Origin of the sequence: Colwellia sp. M166 (assembly GCF_024585285.1) — a bacterium.
In the GTDB taxonomy this organism is placed as follows: Bacteria; Pseudomonadota; Gammaproteobacteria; order Enterobacterales; family Alteromonadaceae; genus Cognaticolwellia.
Genome location: NZ_CP040755.1, coordinates 995,104 through 1,016,872, shown reverse-complemented (window position 1 = coordinate 1,016,872; position 21,769 = coordinate 995,104). Strand labels below are relative to the sequence as shown.

Here is a 21,769-nt window from a genome sequence, read left to right as displayed (position 1 = left end):
CAATGCAGCGATTATATTTATTATTGCTACAATTGATTCTTTTCTTTGAAACGGCTTGACTCTTGATAAAAAGTCGGTAAAATCCGTCTCAGCTAGAAAGTAAGACCTATATTTATGTACAAAGTTTCGAAGTTATATTAGTAAGTAGCTCGTCCTGTTTAATAAGTAATAGCAACACTTCCTGCAACATCGCCTTATTTTTGAGGCATCAATTACGAATAAATAGGATAATACAAATGTCTAATACAACTACTGGTACAGTAAAATGGTTTAACGAGTCTAAAGGTTTCGGTTTCATCGAGCAAGAATCTGGTCCAGACGTTTTCGCACATTTTTCTGCAATCTCTGGCGACGGTTTCAAAACTCTTGCTGAAGGCCAAAAAGTACAGTTTACTGTTACTCAAGGTCAAAAAGGTCCTCAAGCTGAGAACATCGTAGCACTTTAATTAATATTTATTAGCTAACTTAACTGGTTTAAGTGAACTAAAATATTAAAAGTGTTGAAAAGGGGAGACATTAGTCTGCCCTTTTTGTGTCTGCAAAAAAATAATGATGTCAGTTACCGGTCAATATAAGCAACTTGTTGAGCAAAAATTACTTCAGCTTGACAGTGAACAACTTCAAGCAACCATTGCGCTGGACAAGCTTGCAGAAAAACTATCTCTTAGACAAACCCCATCTTCTATATTCATATCATTAAAAAAAATATTCAGTAAGCCTGCAGCTATTCAAGGGATCTATTTTTATGGCAGAGTAGGGCGTGGCAAAACCATGTTGATGGATTTGCTTTATCATCAGGTGAATATAACACGTAAAAAACGCATACATTTTCATCATTTTATGGAAAGCGTACATCAAAAGTTGCATGAGCTTAATACTATAGATAACCCGTTAGCACTCATTGCTGAAATATGGGCCGCTGAAGTTGACTTACTGTGTTTTGATGAGTTTTTTGTTAATGATATTGGTGATGCTATGTTATTGGCGGGCTTACTAAATGCCATGCTATCAAGCGGTATTACCTTAGTTGCAACATCGAACTGTCGGCCTGATCAGTTGTATCTAAATGGCCTTCAACGCGAAAGATTTTTACCAACCATAGATATTATCCACCAATATTGCCAAGTTATCTCTATTGATGGGTCGAAAGACCATCGCTTGATGACAAGTGATACCGTGACACATCAATATCGCGACTTTCATGTCGGTAATGAAAAAGGCGGTGATTTTTTATCTCAGCATTTTTTAGCCTTAGCTATCGGTAATGTGCAATATAACGAGAGTATCACCATTCATGGTAGAACCATTAATTTTGTCGCCCGTTGTCAGAGTGCTATTTGGTTTGACTTTATGGCAATTTGCTCAAGCCCGCGTAGCCAAAGAGACTATATTAAGTTAGCGGATCAATACGCAAGTGTGCTGATCAGCGATGTTCCTCAATTTAGTGGAAAACTCATTCCTGCGGTTTTTTCTGGTGTTGAAGATAGCTACCAACGTAGTGGTGTGGTGATGGGACAATTAAGAGGACTTGATGATGAAGCTCGGCGTTTTATTGCCCTTGTTGATGAGTTTTATGATCGAGGAATCCGTTTAATTATAGCTGCACAAGTTGATATTGCGGAGCTTTATCAAGGTACTCAACTCAGTTTTGAGTTTGCTCGCTGTCGTTCAAGACTATTTGAAATGCAGAGATTAGCTTACAGTTAATGACCTCATAATAGTTAACGCAAGAAATATATAAGCTAAATTACTACTGCTATGATTAAAATTAAAAATTTAATTATAGCGTTATTAATTCATGCAGAACTAATCCTATCTTCCTTATTTAGACTTGGTGTTATTTGTTAAATTGACTAAAAATTTAACTATACTACTAAAAATTAGTTTTTTGCACTTTACCTAATATTGTGCAATTCCCCTTAGTTATTGATATTAAGGTTATTTTTATATTGGCATCAGTTTTGTAAACAATATTAAATCATAAAAGCTTATTATCGCTTTGATGAAGTCTAATTGGATTAATTTATAAAGGAAGGTAATATGAAAACTTTGATCGCAACAGCATTAATTATGGCAAGCTCGGCAAGTTATGCGCACGAAAATTCTTTTTCTAGTGACTCATGTCAAGTTGACTTGAATGGCGGCATTAACATTAATGCTAGAGAAATTACCTTTTCTAAAAATAAATCTCCGGTGTATACCATCATTAACAATGATGTTTTATTGATCAACGGTGAAGAGGTTGCTTTAACAGCAAGTCAACGATCTTTACTTCATGAATACTCAACCAATATCCGTGGGGTTGTACCTGAGGTAAAAGTGATTGCTTTAGATGCTATTGATTTAGCTATTGATGGCGTCAACTTAGCGTTTAATGAGTTATTAGGTGATGGTAATAATGTTAGTTCAGAATTAACCATGCAATTAACCAATATTCGTACTGAAGTAGATGCAGAGTTTGATGGTAGTAAAGATTTTTATATTGACGAAGATGGCTTTGCTGGTGAAGATTTTTTTGGTGAAGACTTTGAGCAGAGAATTGAGTCGGCAGTAGAAACGACTATCCAAAATTCTTTAGGAAGCCTAATGGTTGCGGTTGGCCAGCAAATGCTATATTCGGGTGGTGATATGGATGCGTTTGGCAGCAAAATGGAACAATTTGGTGAGCAAATTGAACATGAAATGGAAGCTCGTGGTGCTGGATTAGAAAAGCGTGGTGAAGCGTTATGCCAATCTATTATCGTGATTGATAATTTGGAAGAACAATTGAAAGTAAATATTGATGAACTTGCAGATTATAATTTTATCACTGCTAGTCAGAAAAATTCGCATAGTGAAATTTAATTTTTAGAGCAACTTTCTGTTTAAGTCATCATATTATCATGTAATTTCCAAGAGAAGCGCTAGGCTTGATACCTTAGCGCTTTTTATGTACTGAATGAACGGCATATCGCGAGTGCATGAATAGATGTGGTGGTTTTGGGCTCTTTATCGTGTTTTGTCGTATTTTTATTGCTAAGGCTTAAAGTGCACGTTACAGTAGCGGCCCAAAATCAGCTGATAGATCACATATGCACGCAGTTCAACAACTTCATCAATACCGTAAAAGTTTAAGCACGACGACCTATAAGTCTAGAGGACAACGAGTGATCCGTTGTGAACTTTGTCGATTGGCTGAAAAATTTTGTATTTGTTCGCTAGCGCCGAGTGTAAAATCTAACGCTGGTTTTTTATTATTGATGTACGATACCGAAGTATTAAAACCAAGTAATACCGGTAAGCTAATTGCTGATTTGATCCCTGATAGTTATGCATTTCTTTGGTCGAGAACGGAAGTTAATCCAGATATTTTAACGTTGTTAAATGATCCTATTTGGCAGCCAATGATAGTATTTCCTAAAGCTTATGCAGGTGATGAAAGAGAGATTTTTGATAATAAAGTCGTATTAGCAACCGGTAAAAGACCTTTATTTATCATGCTTGATGGCAGTTGGCGAGAAGCAAAAAAAATGTTTCGTCGCAGTCCTTATTTACAAAATTTACCTGTGGTTTCATTCACGCCCAAAACACCTGAAGATGCGGCTGAGCTTAGCTCTCGCTACCAAATTCGCTTAGCTGCCAATAATACCGAATTAGCTACTGCTGAAGTTGCAGCACAGATATTGTCGCTAGCAGGGGAACAGATCAACGCAGATTTGCTTGATCTTTGGTTTGATGTTTTTAGCTATGAATATCAACGTGCTGTTTGCCAAGGCAATAAAGGTAATCCAGATGCGGTTGTTGATTATATAGCGTTCACGAAACAACATGGAATTGCTATTGCCAAAGACCAAGTAAAGTAGAAAATATAACGCAGTAAGCGTAATGTTATTATAAGACTCGTTTTAAATGCATGAAAACACTGCAGCTAAGGCAAAACTATTTTATAATAATGCACATTATAGAAATGAGGTTAATTTATGAAAATATGTGGTGTTGAGTTAAAAGGTAACGATGCAATTATTTGTATCATGTCGCGGGAAAATGGGTTGTACGACATACCAAAAACGCGCGTACAAAAAATTAGTCTTGTTGATGCGGGTGATGCCGAGCAAGTACAATATTTCCAATTTGCTTTTGCTAAGCTAATGGAAGATTACAAAGTTGATAAAGTGGTTATTAAAGGACGTGCGTTAAAGGGGAAATTTTCCGGCGGTCCTGTAGGTTTTAAATTGGAAGCTGCTATTCAGCTTATTAAAGATCTACCTGTGGAAATATTAGCAGGCACTTTTATCAAAAAAGCACTAACACGCAGTCAGGTTGATATTGATTTTCGTGATACGGGTTTGAAGCAATACCAAGAAAATGCTTTTGAAACTGTTTTTGCTTTTTTCGAAGGTAGTATGTATCTTCAATAATATACAATTTCTTGATTGTTAGTATTAAACTATAAAAAGGGTCGCTATATAGCGACCCTTTTTTCGTTTTTTTATCGGTTTATTTACTGGTTAAACCGCGACGCTCAAGTAAAGGTTCTACTTTAGGGTCTTGACCTCTGAAACGACGATACATGATTGTTGGATCGTCTGTGCCACCACTTTCTAATACATGCTTACGATAAAGTTCAGCGGTTTTTTGGTCGAATATGCCATTTTCTTTAAAGGCTAACCAAGTATCAGCATCATAGATATTTGACCAAATATAGCCGTAGTAACCAGCAGAGTAACCACCAGCAAAAATATGCGAGTAGTAACCTGTTTTATATCTTGGTGCGATTTGCTCAATCAGACCAATGTCTTTTAAAACATTTTTCTCAAAGCTATTAGCGTCTTGTAATTCAGCAGTTTCTAATGAATGCCAGCTCATATCAAGTAAGGCTGCGGCTAAATACTCTGTCGTACCAAAACCTTGGTTGAACTTGCCAGAAGCTTGAATTTTTTCAACTAGCGCTTGTGGAATAACTTCGCCAGTTTGGTAGTGCTTAGCAAAGTTAGCTAATACTTCCGGCTCTGTCATCCAGTTTTCCATCACTTGCGATGGATATTCTACGTAATCTCTTGGTAGTGATGTACCCGTTTGAGAGCGGTAATAACCGTCAGATAGTAAGCCTTGAATAGCATGTCCAAATTCATGGAATAAAGTCGATGCTTGATCAAAAGTTAATAATGTTGGTTTGTCACCTATTGGGCGAGGGTAGTTTAATACGTTATAAATAATTGGTGTAACATCTTCACCGTTCATGCGGTATTGTTTACGGAAACTGCTCATCCAAGCACCACCACGTTTACTTTCACGTACGTAATGATCAGTCATATAAATACCGACATAGCTGCCGTCACGATCATACACTTCAAATGTACGTACTTCTGGATGATACTTAGGTAGATCATCACGCTCTTTAAAGGTAACGCCCCAAAGTTTTTCGGCGGTAAAGAAAACGCCTTGTAGTGTTGCTTCTAATGAGAAATAAGGTTTAGTTTCTTCTGCGTCGATATCAAAACGCTGTTTGCGAATTTTTTCAGAGTAATACCACCAATCCCAAGCGGCTACTTTAAAATTGCCACCTTGTGCATCAATCATTTTTTGAATATCAGCAGTTTCTTCTTTTGCATGCTCTAATGCTGCAGGCCAAACTTTGTTTAATAATTCGAAAACATTTTCAGGGGTTTTTGCAGTCGCATTTTCAAGCACAAAATGGGCATGGGTTTTATAACCTAAAAGCTGAGCTTTTTGATAACGAAGGCTGGCCATTTCACTGGCAATTACTTGGTTGTTATTGGCATTATCGTTATTACCGCGCATGGTGTAACCTTTATAAATGGTTTCACGTAATTTACGGTTGTTTGAGTAAGTTAAAAAAGGGTTTTTGCTTGGACGGTGTGTGGTGAATACCCATTTGCCTTCGTGGCCACGCGCGGTTGCGGTTGCGGCTGCTGCTGCAATAATATCAGCAGGTAAACCATCAAGATCGGCTTTATTATCAATAACCATTTCAAAGTTATTGGTTTCAGCGAGCAGATTTTCACCAAACTTTAAGCTTAAACCACTAAGTTTTTCATTTAATTCACGTAGTTTTAACTTATCTGAATCGTTAAGGTTAGCACCACCTCTAACAAAACTTTTATAGGTTTTGTCTAATAAGCGCTTTTGATCTGTGCGTAAGCCTAATTTATCTTTGTTGTCATAAACGGCTTTAACACGCTGAAATAAAGCATCATTTAGCGCTATATCATCACCCAAAGCTGAAAGTTTTGGTGAAATTTCTTTTGCGATGGCACGCATTTCATCATCAGACATTGAACCGGTTAAACCATAGAAGGTTGTGCTGACTTTATTGAGAAAATCACCCGATTTTTCCATTGCCACAATGGTGTTTTCAAAGGTTGGGCGCAATTTAACCCTAGTAATAGCATTTATTTCAAGTTTATTCTGTGCGATACCATGATAAAAAGCCGGTAAGTAATCGCTTTTTTTAATTTTATCAAATGGCGGAATACCATGAGGTGTATCGTAATCAGAAAAAAATGGATTGCTCGCCGTACTTTCTGCTTGTGCTACTGCTACCACATTGGCTGTGGTGGTATTTTGTTGGCAACCGGCTAATGCGATAGCAATGGCCAATGGTGCAAGATAACGAATTTTCATTAAATGACCTTGTTAGTTTTTATTGGGATGAATGATGTGATTTATCCAATGCGATAAAATCACAATGAAGCTTGTTCTGATTCTATGTTGCATGCACCGTAGGTACAAGGATAGGAGACAAAAATTCGATGAGTGGCTAGTTATTGACGTTAAAATTGCTTATTGCACAGCGTTAGTGGTTGGTAGCTAAATATAAGATGATTTATCGGCTATTTTAGTCTGTCAATATAGCCGATGTTGTGTTGACGTTTTAACCTCGTTATTTACCTACTTTAGTGACTTAACAATTTCTTTAACGGCGAGTTCTAAGCGCGGGTCGCTTGTATCAGAGCTGGTTGATTTAAATATCACTTGATTGTTCTTATTAATAAAAAAGGTTGTTGGTGTGCCTCTTACACCATAAATCATGGCTACTTGATCACCATTAACGGCCGTAGGGAAATGATAACCACGTGAGGCTAACTCATCTTGTGGTAATGCGCCGTCATCCTCATTAAAACTAATGGCAACTACTTTAACCCCTTGTTGTTGATATTTTTCTTCAAGCTCAGCTAACTTAGGTTGTAGTTTTTTGCAATAAGGGCACCAGGTCGCCCAAAAATGTAAAATTATGGCTTGGCCTTCGAATTGAGCTGAAGAAATTTTTTCACCGGTTTGCGTTTTCAATTGCCAAGCTGGAGCTTGCGGTGCAGTTGACGATTCATCGGCATAAATATTTATGGAGAACAAGGTTAAGGTTAATAAAATTGCGTGAGTAAATTTTTTATTGAAAGTAGCTAGGTTAATCAAACGAGATCCTTATTTTATTACTGGCTTAATTAACTTGACCTAGCGAAGAGCCTTCTGGTTTCAAAAAAATTAATTTATTTAACCTGAGTTGAAAATAATGACTTTACAGTTGTTCATTGTTAGCTAAATATGAGCGTGTTGTTATTCTCTTTTTTGGTCATTAACATCAGTTTTAAGATTATTATTCAAGCATTTCCCAAGTTAAAGTTAGCTAGCTATTGGTAAGTCATTAGGGAAAAATTGAGAGGCGTATTAGGTAAAGGTTAAATATCTGCATCCTTGCAGATATAATCAATATCAGTAAAAGCGCATTATTGGTCAAATTATTTATCTAAGCTCGGCTTCTAACATTACTTGGTGGTTTTTAAATCAGCAATGCTCAGCTAGGATCATATCGGCGGCTTTGGCGGCAATCATCATCGTTGGTGCGTTAGTGTTACCGCTAATCAGTGTTGGCATAATTGAGGCATCAATAACGCGTAATTGCTTGATGCCATGCACTTTTAATTGCTCATTAACAACTGATAATTCGTCTTGCCCCATTTTGCAGGTACCTACAGGATGATAAATGGTATTACATTTTTCTTTTAGAAACTGGTGAATAGCTTGATCGCTATTACAGTCTTCATCTGGGAATAAATATTTTACATGTGTTTTGGATAAGGGCGGCGTTGATAAGATTTTTTTGGCGATTTTTACGCCTTTAATCATCGTATCAATATCATCTTGGTGATCTAACATATTGAGTTGAATACGTGGATGTTGGCTGATGCTATTACTATTAAGTGTCACTGTGCCACGACTTTTTGGCCTAAGTAAACAAACATGTAAGGCCAGGCCATAACTACAAAGTAGTTTATGATTTCTACCATGATTGTCCATAGCGGCCGGAACGAAATGTAACTGTAAATCAGGCTCAGTTAATGATGGTTCTGACTTAATAAAACCGCCGCTTTCAGCAATAACAGTAGTAAGTAAACCGGTACGCTTTGTGATAAATTTTACTGCTTCTTTCGCGCCCCACCACAGTGCTTTTGGTCGATAGGCTAATACTTCGGTTCTATTATGCTGAGCCACATTCAGTACGTCGACATGATCTTGTAAGTTCTTGCCAACGCCTTCTAGCGCATGTATTAGCTTAATATTATGCTTTGTTAACTCAGTTTTAGGACCAATTCCTGACAGCATTAATAGTTGTGGTGAGTTAATCGCGCCAGCACTAACAATAACTTCTTTATCAGCCATTAATTGCAGCGTTTTACCGTGCAGCTTGTAAATAACACCAATGGCAATGCCATCTTCTATTAATACTTTTTCAACTTGCGTCTGAGTAATAACAGTTAAATTTTCACGATGCAAATTAGGGGTTAAAAAAGCTTTTGCAGCGCTATGCCTCAAACCGTCTTTTTGAGTGACTTGATAATAGCCAATACCTTCTTGTGAAGCGCCATTAAAATCATTGTTTTCAGGATAGCCTGCGGCTACTGCTGACTGAATAAAGTCTTCATTTACTGCAGGTTTAGATACTGAGTCTGCAACGTTGAGCGCACCATTGATGCCATGAAAATCATCTTCACCGCGCTCTTGATGTTCAAGTGCCTTAAAGTAAGGTAATACCTCATCAAAACTCCAGCCATTGTTACCTAAGCTTTGCCAATGATCATAGTCTTGTTTTTGACCTCTAACATATAACATGGCATTAATGGAGCTACTGCCGCCGAGTGTTTTCCCTCGAGGGGTGAAAATTTCACGCTGATTAAGTGTTTTTTCAGTATTTGAATTAAATTGCCAATTTAAGCTACGACTTTGCATTAAGCCAATAATACCGATGGGCAAGTGGATCAGCCAATTTTTATCTGCTTTACCGGCCTCTAAAAGGCAAACACTATGTTTGCCACTGGCCGATAATTTATCTGCTAGCACACAGCCTGCAGAGCCGCCGCCTATTATTACAAAATCAAATGTTTCCACACCAACACCCTTAACTTAATTTTTATTATTATTTTAACAAGTCAGACCACTATGATATAAAAATGTCGTTTATTCAAGTATCGAGTTTGGGTGCTATTGGCTACTTACATCCTTGATATCTACTTGTTGTATTTCCCCATATTTGGCAACAGCATCATTTAATTGAGATGCTTTACCGATGATAACCATTTGTAAATTTTCTTTTGGAAAGTACTTGTTGATCAGTTGCTGTGTTTTGGCAACGGTTAATGAATTAACTTGTTGTTCAAACGTGTTGATATAACGCTCGTCAAAATTATAACTGTACATTTGTCCTAAGAGGTTACTTAAATCTTGTGATGTTTCAAACTTAGGCGGAAACTTACCTTTTACGTATGCTTTAGCTGAAGCCAATGTTTCATTATCAATACCCTGTAACCATAAACGACGGTAAGTTGTTAATGCCAGATCAATAGCTTCTACCGTACTGGCGGTTTTTGTAAAGCTTGAGATAGCAAAACTTCCTGCATGGCTATAGTGAGTAAATTGACTTTTAGCACCATAAGTTAATCCTGAGTTAACACGTAACTCGTCATTTAACCACGAAGTAAAGCGATCACCTAAAATGGTGTTAATTACTGATATACCGACTAAGTCTGGTGTATTTCGTGCAATACCAAGTCCGCCAATGGCAAATGTTGATTCGATAGCATCGGCTTTGTTAACTAACAATACTTTTGCTTGCGTTAAAGGTTTTGGTAGTGTTATTGCCGCTGGTGTTATTTTGTTGTGGTTCTTCCAGTCTGAAAACAATGCGTTGACTTGTTTTAACATGGCTTGACTATTAAAGTCTCCGACCACGACAATCGCCGCATTTTGCGGTTGATACCATTGTTTATGGAAAGCCTTAACATCGGAGAGTTTTATCTTTCTGATCGAATCAGCATGACCTGTTGTTATGGCATTGTAGCTAGAGTCAGCAAAAACCATATGCTTAAAATAGTTATTGAGCACTGACTTTGGGCTCTCTTTGTTTTGCTCTAATGTCAGTAAATGCTGCTTTTTCTTTTTATCAAATTCATTGCTTGAAAATTTTGGATGAGTGATAACATTTTTTAGTAACGCTAACATCTCTGTTTGATCTTTCTCGGCGAACGAGCTCTCAATATACGACGATTCACTACCCGCATAGGCGGAAATGTTGGCACCAATAAAATCTACTGTTTCATTGATTTGAGCTTTTGAGCGTTGTTCAGTACCTAGCAGTAAATTTTCAGCGGTTAAATAAGCTAAGCCCGCAATTGAGTCATTAATAGCGCCGGCTTTAACCACAATATTGACATCGATAAGTGGTACTTCATGCTGCTCCATTAAGTAAACGGTTAAGCCATTATCTAAAGTGACTTTTTGATACTCAGGTAAGGTGTAATCTGCATTAGCTTGCAATGTAAAAAAAGTGAAGCTGCAAATTGCAAAAGTCGTTAATAGCTTATAAATCCGCATCGTTGCTGTCCTTTTCAGAAGATAAAATACCGACAGTGCGGTTTGATTTAATTAAATATTGTTTTGCAACACGTTGAATATCAGCAACGGTAACTTTGTTATACGCTTGTGGTGCAGAAAATAGCTTGTTGTAGTCACCAAAGTACAGCTCGTATGAGCCTACAGTGTTAGCTTTACCATTAATGGTTGCCATAGTGCGATAAAAGTTAACCAGTTTGGTATTTTTAACTTTTTCTAACTCTTTGGCGTTAACACCATTTTTAATAATGTTATTCACCTCTTTAACTACTGCCATTTTTAACGTTTCAGCACTAATATCTTTGGCGGCTACGGCATAAATGTAGAAGAGATTTGGGTCAATACTTTCAGGTAAATAAGTAAACAAATCACTGGCAACTTGTTGCTCATCAATGAGTGATTTATACAAGCGTGAACTTTGTCCTGTGGCTAGGATATCGTTGAGAATATCTAAAGCGTAGTAATCTTCATGTTGAGTGTTTGGTACATGGTAAGCCATCATGATGTTAGGAGTGGTTACGGATGCTTTGTGGACATAAACCGTGCGTTCACCTTTTTGTTCTGGTTCAACGGTATGTACATCTCTGGGGGCCGGTTGCGCTGGAATGGGCTCAAAGTACTTTTTGGCGAGTTGTTTTACTTGCTCGGTAGTTACGTCGCCGGCGATAACTACAACGGCGTTATTTGGCGCATAATAGGTAGCATGATATTTTTTTAAATCTTCTAAGCGCCAATTTTCAATATCTGAAGCATGACCAATAACAGACCAACTATAAGGGTGGGCTCTAAAAGCGGCACCTTTTACTTCTTGCCAAATGGCTCTAAAGTTTGAGTTTTCAAGCCCAGTAGTTCGCTCTGAAGACACCACTCCGCGCTCACTATTAACACTTTTTTCCTCAATGGCTAAGTTAGCAATACGATCAGCTTCCAAGTCAAAAATAGTTTCTATTGCGTCGGTTGGAAACCAATTGGTATAAACTGTTAAGTTTTCACTGGTGTAAGCATTATTTGAACCACCAGCGGCTTCCATTGTGCGATCAAACATCTTCGGTCCATATTTTTTTGCACCGTTAAACATCATATGTTCAAAAAAGTGTGAAAGGCCAGTAATGCCAGGCACTTCATTTCGTGAGCCAACTTTCCAAAACAAGTACATATTGGCGTTGGGAATAGACTCATCTTCAAGTACGATGATTTTCATGCCATTACTGAGTGTGAACGTGTTGACGTCTTCAGCTTGGGTAATTGCGTGGCTGGTGTTGGAAAAGCATAGCAATAAAAGGGAAAGCCGAATAACTGTCGACTTTAACTTGGTAAGGTTCATAGGTTAACTCCAATTAGCCTATCGATAATTTAAGGTGTTAATATTATGTTAATTTACGACGATTTACTAGCTGTGATTAAGCGATGCAGGGACTACTTTATAAATAATGGCTAGATTGATGAATAAGCAAGCTTGAGATGATATTTTAAGTGCTTTATTTGCTGTTGCACTACTCAAGTTAGTACTGTTTTAGAGGCTTGAAGTAAGTTGCATTCTATTATTTAAAAATACTACCTAGTTACTGAGTAGCGCTAAAGATTAATGTGCAATGGTAGGTCTGCTGTATCGGTTTCATTGAGACAATATAACCTTGAAGGAATATAATCGCTCGACAATATAGTCATGTGCATATTATCGAGCGATACAGGTATAACTTGGCTATGCCTAAGCTTGCTTAATTTAATCCCAGTACTTTTTTACCTTGTTTAAAAGTAATATCAACGGGGATATTTGCTTTTTCTAAACTGGCTAAATCTTCAGCTAAACCGCTGTTAATCACACCACTTTTTGCAACAAGTTGCTCAACGCCATCGTAATCGCCATTACCTTGTAAAGTTAAAATCAACTCTGATAATGAGTCAATCGCAGCGGTCATTTTTGCTACATTAACTTTATAAAGCCCTTGCTCATTTCGCGTGAAAGCGCCTTGCTCAGCAAAGTAGTTAAAGCGCACCATGTTAGCTTTACCATGAGCAGAGCTAGCACCAAAACGTACAGAGCGGAATATACCGGCTAAGAATGTTGTGTAGTAGTCTTCTAATGCACCTTCAGTGATAACATCTTTTGCCAATAATTGACGTATCATGTACAGGCCAAGAATATCAGCTTTACCTTCTTCTAAAGCTGAAGCATGTTCTTTTAATGACTGACGTACTGTGCCTTTGCCATTAATGGTATTTTTAATACCTAAGCCATGGGCAACTTCATGGAACAAATGTTAGCGAAGAATGCCGTAAAGGTTACGTTTTTGCGTTGCTCTGCAACAATTAATGTTTCAGAAATCGGTGTCATGATGGCATCGAATTTTGCGCGCATAGCATTTTTTAACTGTAAGCGGCGGGTACCTTTTTCTAATTGTACTTGTTCGTCATTCGGTAAGTTAATGGCGATTGTTTTCCCCCCCGCATTGGCATGACCGGCGTAGTAAATAACATCGTAAGCATTTAAGTCAGCGTCAGAGCCAGGCACTTCCGCTTTGTATTTGTTACTTACCGGTAAGCCACGTTGTAATTCAGGTAAAAACTCGGCATATTTAGCAAGTTTTTCACTCCATGACATATCTTTGATCAGTACGTACGATTCAAACGCGGCACGATAACCAAAAAGTTGATCTTCATAGGTTTCAATCGGGCCGATAACAATATCAATCGGATTGTTTTTCATGTCCATCCAAGCAAAGTCAGATGCTTGGAAGTCATCGTTACGTAATGCTTTTGCACGCATGTTTAGATAATTTGCAAATTCTTTATCGTCGGCCAAGGTTGATGCTTTTTCTAAAATCACCGCGATACGGTTAATTTCATCGCTATAAGCTTCTGAAAAGGCAATAGTGCTCAATTCACCATTGTCGGTTCTCAAGACAAGAGAGTACAGGCCATTTTTATCATCAAAGGTGGCTTTTTCGAATTCTGCTTTGGTCATATCCGCAGGGTAAAACTGTGCGCCATGACTTTTTGTTGGCGTGTCTGTTAAAAACGCTTTATCGCCATTTAATCGATCCCACGGACCATAGTTAATACGAGCAAACTCTCGTACTTTTTCATCACTAATTGAGGCTAAAAAGCTCTTTTTATCTTGATCAAATGCTTGTTGCCAGAATAAACCATCGATAATATCTGAAGCTTCGATAAGTAATGACAACATTTGCTTTTGATTCGCTGATAGGTGCGATAAGTCAGCATTTAAAGTTACGGTTTTATAGATATCTAAGCGGTTTTGATATTCGGGTAATAAGCTCACGCTTGTTGATGTTGTTGCTTCGTTGTGGTCGCTACAAGCGGTTAGTGTGCCAGCAATGAGAAGTAGGGAAGCGATTTTTGTAAGTTTCATGCAAAGTCTCTATTAATTAATACCGGCTAGAGACTAACAAAATCACTGATAAGCGCAAGGTTTGAAATGAATAAAGCTAATTTTCAGTGATTTTTAGGTATAAAAAAACCGGCCTAAGCCGGTTTTTTAATTCTTTACAAAAATTAAAGCGCTTTAATAGCAGCGTTTAAACGACTCTTACTACGAGCAGCTTTATTTTTGTGAATAAGACCTTTGCTTGCATAACGATCTAAAATCGGTGCAGCAGCAGCAAATTCTGTAGATGCTTTTTCTTTGTCACCGGCTTCGATAGCAGAAATTACTTTTTTAAGTAAAGTACGCATCATTGAGCGACGGCTTGCATTGTGTTGACGGCGCTTTTCAGATTGTAATGCGCGCTTCTTAGCAGACTTTGAGTTAGCCAAGGTGAACTCCTAAAATTGAATAAATATTGCCTAAATTTAAGGCGACGAAATATGCCTGTTTTTAACTGGTTTGTCAAATAATTTACTGCTTTAATTTGACCGTTCGGATAATTACCCGTTTGTATAAATAAAACCAATGAACGCATTCTAAAGTTTTTAGTCAAAAGTTGAAAGGGTTGTTGTACTTTGATTGTACTAATTTTCGATATATTTAATATTTAATGGCATTTTTGTCAGATATTTTAGTTTAAGTCGTTATTTATCAAGTTATACGTTTACTTAATGAGCAGAGTCGTTAACGATATTAAAATACTTGTTTATCAATTTATAAAAGCCGCATAATACTCTCCTGTATTGATTCTTTGTCTAATAATTGAATTTTTCATGTTAAATGGCGTTATAAAATTAGTCAGAATTGTGTAAATAAATCACGAAATAGGATTAAATTGTTTGAGTAAAAAATTAATTAAGTCGGGCATTATTGTCAGTGTCATGACTTTAATATCACGTATTCTTGGTTTAGTACGAGATGTGGTTATTGCTAATTTTATGGGGGCCGGTGCGTCAGCGGATGTATTCTTCTTTGCTAATAAAATCCCGAACTTCTTACGCCGACTTTTTGCAGAAGGTGCCTTTGCACAGGCCTTTGTGCCGGTACTCAGTGAATACCATACCCTTGATGAACAAAATAGCACCAATGAAACGCGTAAGTTAATTGCACAAGTTTCAGGCACATTGGGTGTTGTCATCACGCTAGTTACTTTGTTTGGCATGATAGCGTCGCCAGTGTTTGTTGCATTGTTTGGTTTTGGTTGGTTTTTAGACTGGTTAAATGGTGGCCCTGCCAGTGAAAAATTTGACCTTGCAAGTACCTTATTAAAAATCACTTTTCCTTATCTATGGTTTGTCAGTATTACGGCCTTATCAGGTGCGATATTAAACACCTATGGTCGCTTCGCTGTCTCGGCATTCACACCAGTATTGTTAAATGTAGGTATTATCGCTTGTGCTATATATTTAGCGCCGATTATGGATAATCCCGCTTTCGGGCTAGCTTGGGGCGTATTTTTAGGCGGTTTTCTTCAATTTGCTTTTCAATTACCCTTTTTATATCGAGCTGGGGCGCTAGTTAAACCGACATGGGCATGGAATGCTCCTGGAGTCGTTAAAATACGTAAGTTGATTATACCGGCACTTTTTGGCGTCTCAGTGACGCAAATTAATTTACTACTGGATACCATTATTGCCAGTATGTTGATCACGGGCTCTATCAGTTGGTTATATTACGCTGACCGGTTATTGGAATTCCCACTCGGTTTATTTGGTATTGGTATTGCCACCGTAATACTGCCAAGTTTGGCAAAACTACACACCAAAAAAGATACTCAAGAGTTCAGTGACACAATAGATTGGGGGCTGAAAGTTGTTTCCTTATTTGGTTGGCCTGCGTTGGCTGGACTGATGGTATTAGCACAACCGATTATTATGGTGTTGTTTATGCGTGGTGAATTTACTCAGCACGAAGTATTGCAAGTTTCTTATGCGTTATTTGCTTACCTTTCAGGTTTGCTCAGCTTTATGTTTATCAAAGTATTAGCGCCTGGCTATTATGCCCGTCAAGATACTAAAACACCGGTCAAAATAGCGATTAAGGCGATGGTCGCTAATATGGCTTTTAATTTAATCTTAGCGCCTTTTTTTGGCTATGTCGGTTTAGCTATTGCGACGACGTTATCCGCAACGTTAAATGCCATGATGCTCTACCATGGTTTAAAGTCAGCTAATGTTTTTCAGTTATCAAATAAAACGTGGTGGTTTATTGCACGCTTGGTATTTTCAGCGACGGTAATGGCGCTCATTGTTTATTATATCTCGCCAGCATTTGATGTTTGGCTTACATTAAGTTTTTTTGAACAAGTAATACAACTTTTGATCTGTATTGTCTTTGGCATATTAAGCTATTTAGTTTGTTTATTATTGTTAGGTATTCGACTTTCAGATCTGAAAGTCGCCGGGAAATCTGCTGATTAGTGTTAGATTTATCGTAAAAATAACTACCGCTAAGGGCTGATTCTTATTGCTGACTGATATATAATTCAGCAGTTTTTATTCTTTTATGATTTAGCTAATGGTAAATATCTATTGGCAGTAAGGTTTTTTTATTAAATGCAATTAACACGTGGCATTCATAACATGCGGATTAACGTCGATGAAAATCGCCAAGGTTGCGTGTTAACCATTGGAAATTTTGATGGCGTTCATTTAGGGCATCAACAAGTTATTTTAGCTTTGGTTGAAAAAGCACGAGAGCTTAACTGTGAAGCTGCTGTATTAGTGTTTGAACCGCAACCACAAGAATTATTTTCCCCTGAAACTGCACCGGCAAGGCTATGTCGATTACGTGATAAGTATGTGTTATTAAAAAATCTTGGTGTGGATAGATTAATTTGTATCAATTTTAATAAAAAATTTGCTAGTCTAAATGCCGAGACTTTTATTAAAGAGCTATTAGTAAAGCGTTTAGCAATAAAACATTTGATTGTTGGTGATGACTTTCGTTTTGGTAAAAATCGTCAAGGCAATTTTTCCATGCTAAAAGCGGCAGGAAAGCAATTTGGCTTTTCAGTCACCGATACCGCAAGTCATAAGTTAGCAGGCTGTCGGGTTAGCAGTACGGCAATTAGGCAATTATTAGAGAAAGATGATCTGAGCGCAGCAAAAAGTATGCTCGGACGACCTTATTCTATTATTGGTAAAGTATTTCATGGTGACAAACGTGGCCGTGAAATGGGCTTTCCTACTGCTAATGTCAGATTAAAACGTCGGGTTTCTCCCGTTTCTGGGGTATACGCGGTGCAGGTAAAAAGCCAGTTTGGTCAACACTTTGGTGTTGCTAATGTTGGTTCAAGACCAACAGTTGCCGGAATTAGGCAGCAGTTAGAAGTACATATTTTTGATTTTAATAACAATTTGTACGGTGCAGTCATTGAGGTAGTTATGTTGAAAAAACTCCGCAGTGAACAAAAGTTTAGCTCGTTAGCTGACCTTATAAAGCAAATTGCTATAGATACAGAACAGGCCCGCACTTTTGTGCAGAACTTAGCTTAATATAATTCGGTTAAGAAAACACCACATAACACTAACGAGAATATTAGTGACTACGACAACGGATATTAATTTTAATGAGTGATTACAAACAAACCCTAAATTTGCCTGCAACTTCTTTTGCGATGAAAGGAAATATGGCAAATCGTGAACCGAACATGCTAAAAGAGTGGGCTGAAAAAGATTTATACGGTCAAATTCGTGCTGCAAAAAAAGGCAAGAAATCATTTATTTTGCATGATGGTCCTCCTTATGCAAATGGTAATATTCATATTGGTCATGCTGTTAATAAAATCCTTAAAGATATTATTGTTAAATCAAAAACTTTATCAGATTTCAATGCGCCGTATGTGCCTGGTTGGGATTGTCACGGTTTACCTATTGAATTAATGGTAGAAAAGAAAGTCGGTAAGCCAGGTAGTAAAGTTTCGGCTAGTGTTTTTCGCGAAAAATGTCGTGAATATGCTGCTAAACAAGTTGATGGTCAGCGTGACGATTTTAAACGTTTAGGCGTTTTTGCTGATTGGGATAAGCCTTATCGCACGATGGATTTTGGTACTGAAGCGAATATCATTCGCTCATTAGGTAAAATTGCTGAAAATGGCCATTTACATCAAGGCTTCAAACCTGTGCATTGGTGTACTGATTGTGGTTCATCTTTAGCAGAAGCAGAAGTGGAATACAAAGATAAGCAGTCTCCTGCCATTGATGTGAAATTTACGGTTGTCGAGCAAAGTGTTGCTGATAAATTTGATCACCCTGAAAATCATCAAGGTGAAGGTAGTGTTTCAGTTGTTATCTGGACAACAACACCATGGACATTGCCCGCTAACCGTGCGGTTTCAGTGCACGCTGATGTTGAATATACGTTAGTGCAATGTGAAACAGAGCAGGGCAAAGAGCGTTTCATCATTGCCTCTGATCTTGTAACGTCTTGTATGGACCGTTTTGGTATTGATAGATATCATGCTTTAGGTTTTTGTAAAGGCAGTGCATTAGAGCTTGTACAACTTAAGCATCCATTTTATGACTTTACTGTGCCGGTTATTCTTGGCGATCATGTTACGACTGACTCGGGTACAGGTTGTGTGCATACTGCACCAGGTCATGGTGTAGAAGATTTTGTTGTTGGTAAGCTGTATGACTTAGAAGTGGCGAATCCTGTCGGTGCTAATGGCGTTTATTTGGAAGATACTGAATTATTTGCAGGTCAGCATGTATTTAAAGCGAATGCCAATGTCGTTGAAACCTTGAAAGAACACGGTACTTTAGTACATCACCATGCGTTAGAGCATTCTTACCCGCATTGCTGGCGCCACAAAACACCGTTGATTTTCCGTGCTACACCACAGTGGTTTATTAGCATGGATAATAAAAGTTTACGTCAAGATTCATTGAAAGAAATTGAAAAAACCCAGTGGATCCCTGACTGGGGCCAACGTCGCATTGAATCTATGGTTGAAGGTCGTCCTGACTGGTGTATCTCACGTCAACGTACGTGGGGCGTACCTATGGCATTATTTATTCACCAAGATACTGGCGCATTACACCCTCGTAGTATTGAGCTAATTGAAACGGTAGCAAAACGTGTTGAAGAGAAAGGCATTCAAGCATGGTTTGATTTAGACGCGGCAGAGCTAATCGGTGACGACGCGAAAGAATACGTTAAAGTTCCAGATACCTTAGATGTATGGTTTGATTCTGGCACTACACATTATTCTGTTATTAATGCTCGTGAAGAGTTTGATGGTATCGCCGATTTATATCTTGAAGGTTCGGATCAGCATCGTGGTTGGTTTATGTCATCAATGATTTCTTCTGTTGCGATGAACGGTAAAGCACCTTACAAACAAGTGTTAACTCATGGCTTTGTGGTTGACTCTAAAGGTCATAAAATGTCTAAGTCATTAGGCAATGTCATCACGCCGAAAGAAATTACTAATACTTTAGGTGCTGATATTTTGCGTCTGTGGACAGCGTCGGTTAATTACACGCAAGAAATTACTGCCGGTGATGAAATATTTAAACGCCAAGCCGACGCTTACCGCCGTATTCGCAATACCTCGCGCTTTTTGTTGTCAAACTTAAATGGCTTTGACCCGAAAACAGATTCTATTGCTTTTGATGATATGGTGGCACTTGATCGCTGGGCGGTTGATAAGGCGGCACAACTGCAAGCCGAAATTATTACCGCTTACGATGAGTATGAATTTCATGTGGTTGTTCATAAGTTAATGAACTTCTGTACTACAGAGCTAGGTGGTTTCTACTTAGATATTATTAAAGACCGTCAATATACAGCGAAAGAAGACAGTGTTGCTCGTCGTTCATGTCAAACTGCAATGTATTTAATTGCAGAAGCAATGACACGTTGGATGGCTCCTATATTGTCATTTACCGCGCAAGAAATCTGGCAAGCATTACCAACACCATCAGGTGAACCTCGTGAAGAGTTTGTTTTCACTGGTGTTTGGTTTGATGGCTTACCAAAAGCTTCAACAACGAGTGCTTTAAATAATGACTACTGGAATGAGCTTTTATTAGTGCGTACAGAAGTAAACAAAGCCTTAGAAAATGCTCGTAAAGAGAAGCAAGTAGGTAAAGCACTCGAAGCAGCGGTTACTTTATTTACCACAGCTGAATTAGCTGAAAAATTACAACAATTAGGTGAAGAATTGCGCTTTGTATTGATTACCTCTAAAGCCACTGTTGAAGTTGTTGAAAGTGCTCCTACAGATGCACTAACAACTGAAGTTAACGGCTTATGGTTAACGGTTTCTCCAGCAGAGGGCGTTAAGTGTGATCGCTGTTGGCATGTTACTGAAGATATTGGTCAAAGCGAACAACACCCTGAACTTTGTGGACGCTGTATTACTAACGTTGACGGCGAAGGTGAAGTACGGAAATTCGCTTAACACTTTAAGTGGTTAAATCAGTAATGTTAAAACGTGTAGTGCTTGAATAAAGTCTGCACGTTTTCTAATTATTACCATAATAAAAATAGCGTTTTCAGCGCTACGGAATATTAGAGACCTATTTATGAAAAATTTATTTACCCAGACCGGACTACGCTGGTTATGGTTAACGATGATTTGTTTAATTGCAGATCAAGTCACTAAGCAGTTAATTGTAAATAATATGGATTTATATCAATCGATTGAAATTATGCCTTTTTTTAATTTGACCTATGTACATAATCTAGGTGCAGCATTTAGCTTTTTAGCCGATCAGGGCGGTTGGCAACGTTGGTTTTTCACGGCAATAGCTGCTATTGCCAGTGTTATTTTTATTGTTTGGTTAGCTAAAACTCCGAAACAGCAATCGTTACTCTCTGTTGCTTTTGCTTTGATGCTCAGTGGAGCAGTAGGTAACCTTATTGATCGTGTACTATTTGGCTATGTTATTGACTTTTTAGACTTTTATGGCTTTGGTTATCATTTTCCAGCCTTTAATATTGCTGATTCAATGATATTTATTGGTGCAGCATTAATGATTTTCGATTCATTTAAAAATGGTGAAGCGAACAAAAAAACACAAAGTGTTAATTCTTAAAGAGAAAATTTTATGACAAATTTAGTAACAACTGTATCTGAAATTATCGCTCATATTACCATGAAGCTAGCTGATGGCTCTGCGGCAGACAGTACAAAAGTGAATAAAAAGCCAGCTAAAATAATGATGGGTGACGCAAGTATCTCACCTGCATTTGAAGCGCAATTGCTTGGTATGAAAGCGGGGGAAAGTAAAGAGTTTACTTTAGCCGCAGTTGACGCATTTGGAGAGCCCTTACCTGAGAATATCCATTACATGGATATCAGTAAGTTTAGTGAAGAAGCGCCGGCTAAAGTAGGTAACATTATTACCTTTACGCAACCGGGCGGTGAATTACCTGGTATGATAAAAGATGTTACAGGTAACTCTGTAACCATTGATTTTAATCATCCTTTAGCAGGGCAAGAAGTGACGTTTGTTATTGACGTTGTTGAAGTTAAGTAATTTAAAA

16 protein-coding genes and 1 pseudogene are annotated in these 21,769 nt (G+C 37.9%); 10 read left to right on the top strand and 7 right to left on the bottom strand.

Annotated elements, in window-relative coordinates:
* The first annotated feature begins 236 nt into the window (after positions 1 to 236).
* The 5 genes from FGD67_RS04640 to FGD67_RS04620 all read left to right on the top strand — a co-directional run bounded on the left by FGD67_RS04640 (position 237) and on the right by FGD67_RS04620 (position 4,397).
* Positions 237 to 446, top strand: a complete 210-nt coding sequence (locus FGD67_RS04640; protein WP_077287100.1) for a cold-shock protein — start codon at positions 237 to 239, stop codon at positions 444 to 446.
* A 103-nt stretch (positions 447 to 549) separates the two neighbouring features.
* Complete coding sequence (zapE, locus tag FGD67_RS04635; protein WP_257173899.1) at positions 550 to 1,707, top strand: cell division protein ZapE; 1,158 nt, start codon at positions 550 to 552, stop codon at positions 1,705 to 1,707.
* 333 nt (positions 1,708 to 2,040) lie between these two features.
* Positions 2,041 to 2,844, top strand: coding sequence for a YggN family protein (locus tag FGD67_RS04630; protein WP_257173898.1), 804 nt, complete (start codon positions 2,041 to 2,043; stop codon positions 2,842 to 2,844).
* Positions 2,845 to 3,071: 227 nt separating this feature from the next.
* The gene (locus tag FGD67_RS04625) at positions 3,072 to 3,842 is read left to right on the top strand and encodes a tRNA-uridine aminocarboxypropyltransferase (protein ID WP_257173897.1); all 771 of its coding nucleotides are present in this window, start codon (positions 3,072 to 3,074) and stop codon (positions 3,840 to 3,842) included.
* Between the two features lie 117 nt (positions 3,843 to 3,959).
* A complete protein-coding gene (locus FGD67_RS04620; RefSeq protein ID WP_257173896.1) occupies positions 3,960 to 4,397 on the top strand; it encodes a DUF3010 family protein in 438 nt (145 codons plus the stop codon).
* Between the two features lie 79 nt (positions 4,398 to 4,476).
* On the opposite strand, the gene FGD67_RS04615 is transcribed toward FGD67_RS04620, so the two are convergent.
* From FGD67_RS04615 to rpsT, 7 genes and pseudogenes are all read right to left on the bottom strand, one after another.
* Positions 4,477 to 6,624, bottom strand: a complete 2,148-nt coding sequence (locus FGD67_RS04615) for a M3 family metallopeptidase (protein WP_257173895.1) — start codon at positions 6,622 to 6,624, stop codon at positions 4,477 to 4,479.
* 267 nt (positions 6,625 to 6,891) lie between these two features.
* A complete protein-coding gene (locus FGD67_RS04610) occupies positions 6,892 to 7,413 on the bottom strand; it encodes a peroxiredoxin (protein WP_257173894.1) in 522 nt (173 codons plus the stop codon).
* 369 nt (positions 7,414 to 7,782) lie between these two features.
* Entirely contained in the window at positions 7,783 to 9,384 is a 1,602-nt protein-coding gene (locus FGD67_RS04605) for a GMC family oxidoreductase (RefSeq protein ID WP_257173893.1), read from the bottom strand.
* Positions 9,385 to 9,477: 93 nt separating this feature from the next.
* The gene (locus FGD67_RS04600; protein WP_257173892.1) at positions 9,478 to 10,866 is read right to left on the bottom strand and encodes a pitrilysin family protein; all 1,389 of its coding nucleotides are present in this window, start codon (positions 10,864 to 10,866) and stop codon (positions 9,478 to 9,480) included.
* Complete coding sequence (locus FGD67_RS04595; RefSeq protein ID WP_257173891.1) at positions 10,853 to 12,208, bottom strand: pitrilysin family protein; 1,356 nt, start codon at positions 12,206 to 12,208, stop codon at positions 10,853 to 10,855. Before FGD67_RS04595 ends, FGD67_RS04600 begins: the two co-directional genes overlap by 14 nt.
* A 394-nt stretch (positions 12,209 to 12,602) precedes the next feature.
* Positions 12,603 to 14,257: pseudogene (locus FGD67_RS04590) on the bottom strand (Zn-dependent hydrolase).
* Positions 14,258 to 14,400: 143 nt separating this feature from the next.
* Positions 14,401 to 14,661 carry a 30S ribosomal protein S20 gene (gene rpsT / locus FGD67_RS04585; protein ID WP_077287120.1) on the bottom strand — a complete coding sequence of 87 codons (261 nt, stop codon included), beginning with the start codon at positions 14,659 to 14,661 and terminating at the stop codon, positions 14,401 to 14,403.
* Positions 14,662 to 15,111: 450 nt separating this feature from the next.
* Between rpsT and murJ the strand changes: the two genes are divergently transcribed.
* The 5 genes from murJ (at position 15,112) to fkpB (ending at position 21,762) form a co-directional block, all read left to right on the top strand.
* Positions 15,112 to 16,692, top strand: coding sequence for a murein biosynthesis integral membrane protein MurJ (gene murJ, locus FGD67_RS04580; protein ID WP_257173890.1), 1,581 nt, complete (start codon positions 15,112 to 15,114; stop codon positions 16,690 to 16,692).
* A gap of 135 nt (positions 16,693 to 16,827) precedes the next feature.
* On the top strand, positions 16,828 to 17,769 hold the full coding sequence (gene ribF / locus FGD67_RS04575; RefSeq protein ID WP_257173889.1) for a bifunctional riboflavin kinase/FAD synthetase: 942 nt from the start codon (positions 16,828 to 16,830) through the stop codon (positions 17,767 to 17,769).
* A 74-nt stretch (positions 17,770 to 17,843) separates the two neighbouring features.
* Positions 17,844 to 20,681 carry an isoleucine--tRNA ligase gene (gene ileS / locus FGD67_RS04570; RefSeq protein ID WP_257173888.1) on the top strand — a complete coding sequence of 946 codons (2,838 nt, stop codon included), beginning with the start codon at positions 17,844 to 17,846 and terminating at the stop codon, positions 20,679 to 20,681.
* Between the two features lie 124 nt (positions 20,682 to 20,805).
* Positions 20,806 to 21,318: a signal peptidase II gene (lspA, locus tag FGD67_RS04565; protein ID WP_257173887.1), complete on the top strand. Its 513-nt coding sequence runs from the start codon at positions 20,806 to 20,808 to the stop codon at positions 21,316 to 21,318.
* A 12-nt stretch (positions 21,319 to 21,330) separates the two neighbouring features.
* The gene (gene fkpB / locus FGD67_RS04560; protein ID WP_257173886.1) at positions 21,331 to 21,762 is read left to right on the top strand and encodes an FKBP-type peptidyl-prolyl cis-trans isomerase; all 432 of its coding nucleotides are present in this window, start codon (positions 21,331 to 21,333) and stop codon (positions 21,760 to 21,762) included.
* Positions 21,763 to 21,769 lie beyond the last annotated feature (7 nt).

Coding starts and splice junctions, on each gene's coding strand:
- FGD67_RS04640 (WP_077287100.1), top strand. CDS start 237: ATGTCTAATACAACTACTGGTACAGTAAAATGGTTTAACGAGTCTAAA.
- zapE (WP_257173899.1), top strand. CDS start 550: ATGATGTCAGTTACCGGTCAATATAAGCAACTTGTTGAGCAAAAATTA.
- FGD67_RS04630 (WP_257173898.1), top strand. CDS start 2,041: ATGAAAACTTTGATCGCAACAGCATTAATTATGGCAAGCTCGGCAAGT.
- FGD67_RS04625 (WP_257173897.1), top strand. CDS start 3,072: ATGCACGCAGTTCAACAACTTCATCAATACCGTAAAAGTTTAAGCACG.
- FGD67_RS04620 (WP_257173896.1), top strand. CDS start 3,960: ATGAAAATATGTGGTGTTGAGTTAAAAGGTAACGATGCAATTATTTGT.
- FGD67_RS04615 (WP_257173895.1), bottom strand. CDS start 6,624: ATGAAAATTCGTTATCTTGCACCATTGGCCATTGCTATCGCATTAGCC.
- FGD67_RS04600 (WP_257173892.1), bottom strand. CDS start 10,866: ATGCGGATTTATAAGCTATTAACGACTTTTGCAATTTGCAGCTTCACT.
- FGD67_RS04595 (WP_257173891.1), bottom strand. CDS start 12,208: ATGAACCTTACCAAGTTAAAGTCGACAGTTATTCGGCTTTCCCTTTTA.
- ribF (WP_257173889.1), top strand. CDS start 16,828: ATGCAATTAACACGTGGCATTCATAACATGCGGATTAACGTCGATGAA.
- ileS (WP_257173888.1), top strand. CDS start 17,844: ATGAGTGATTACAAACAAACCCTAAATTTGCCTGCAACTTCTTTTGCG.
- lspA (WP_257173887.1), top strand. CDS start 20,806: ATGAAAAATTTATTTACCCAGACCGGACTACGCTGGTTATGGTTAACG.
- fkpB (WP_257173886.1), top strand. CDS start 21,331: ATGACAAATTTAGTAACAACTGTATCTGAAATTATCGCTCATATTACC.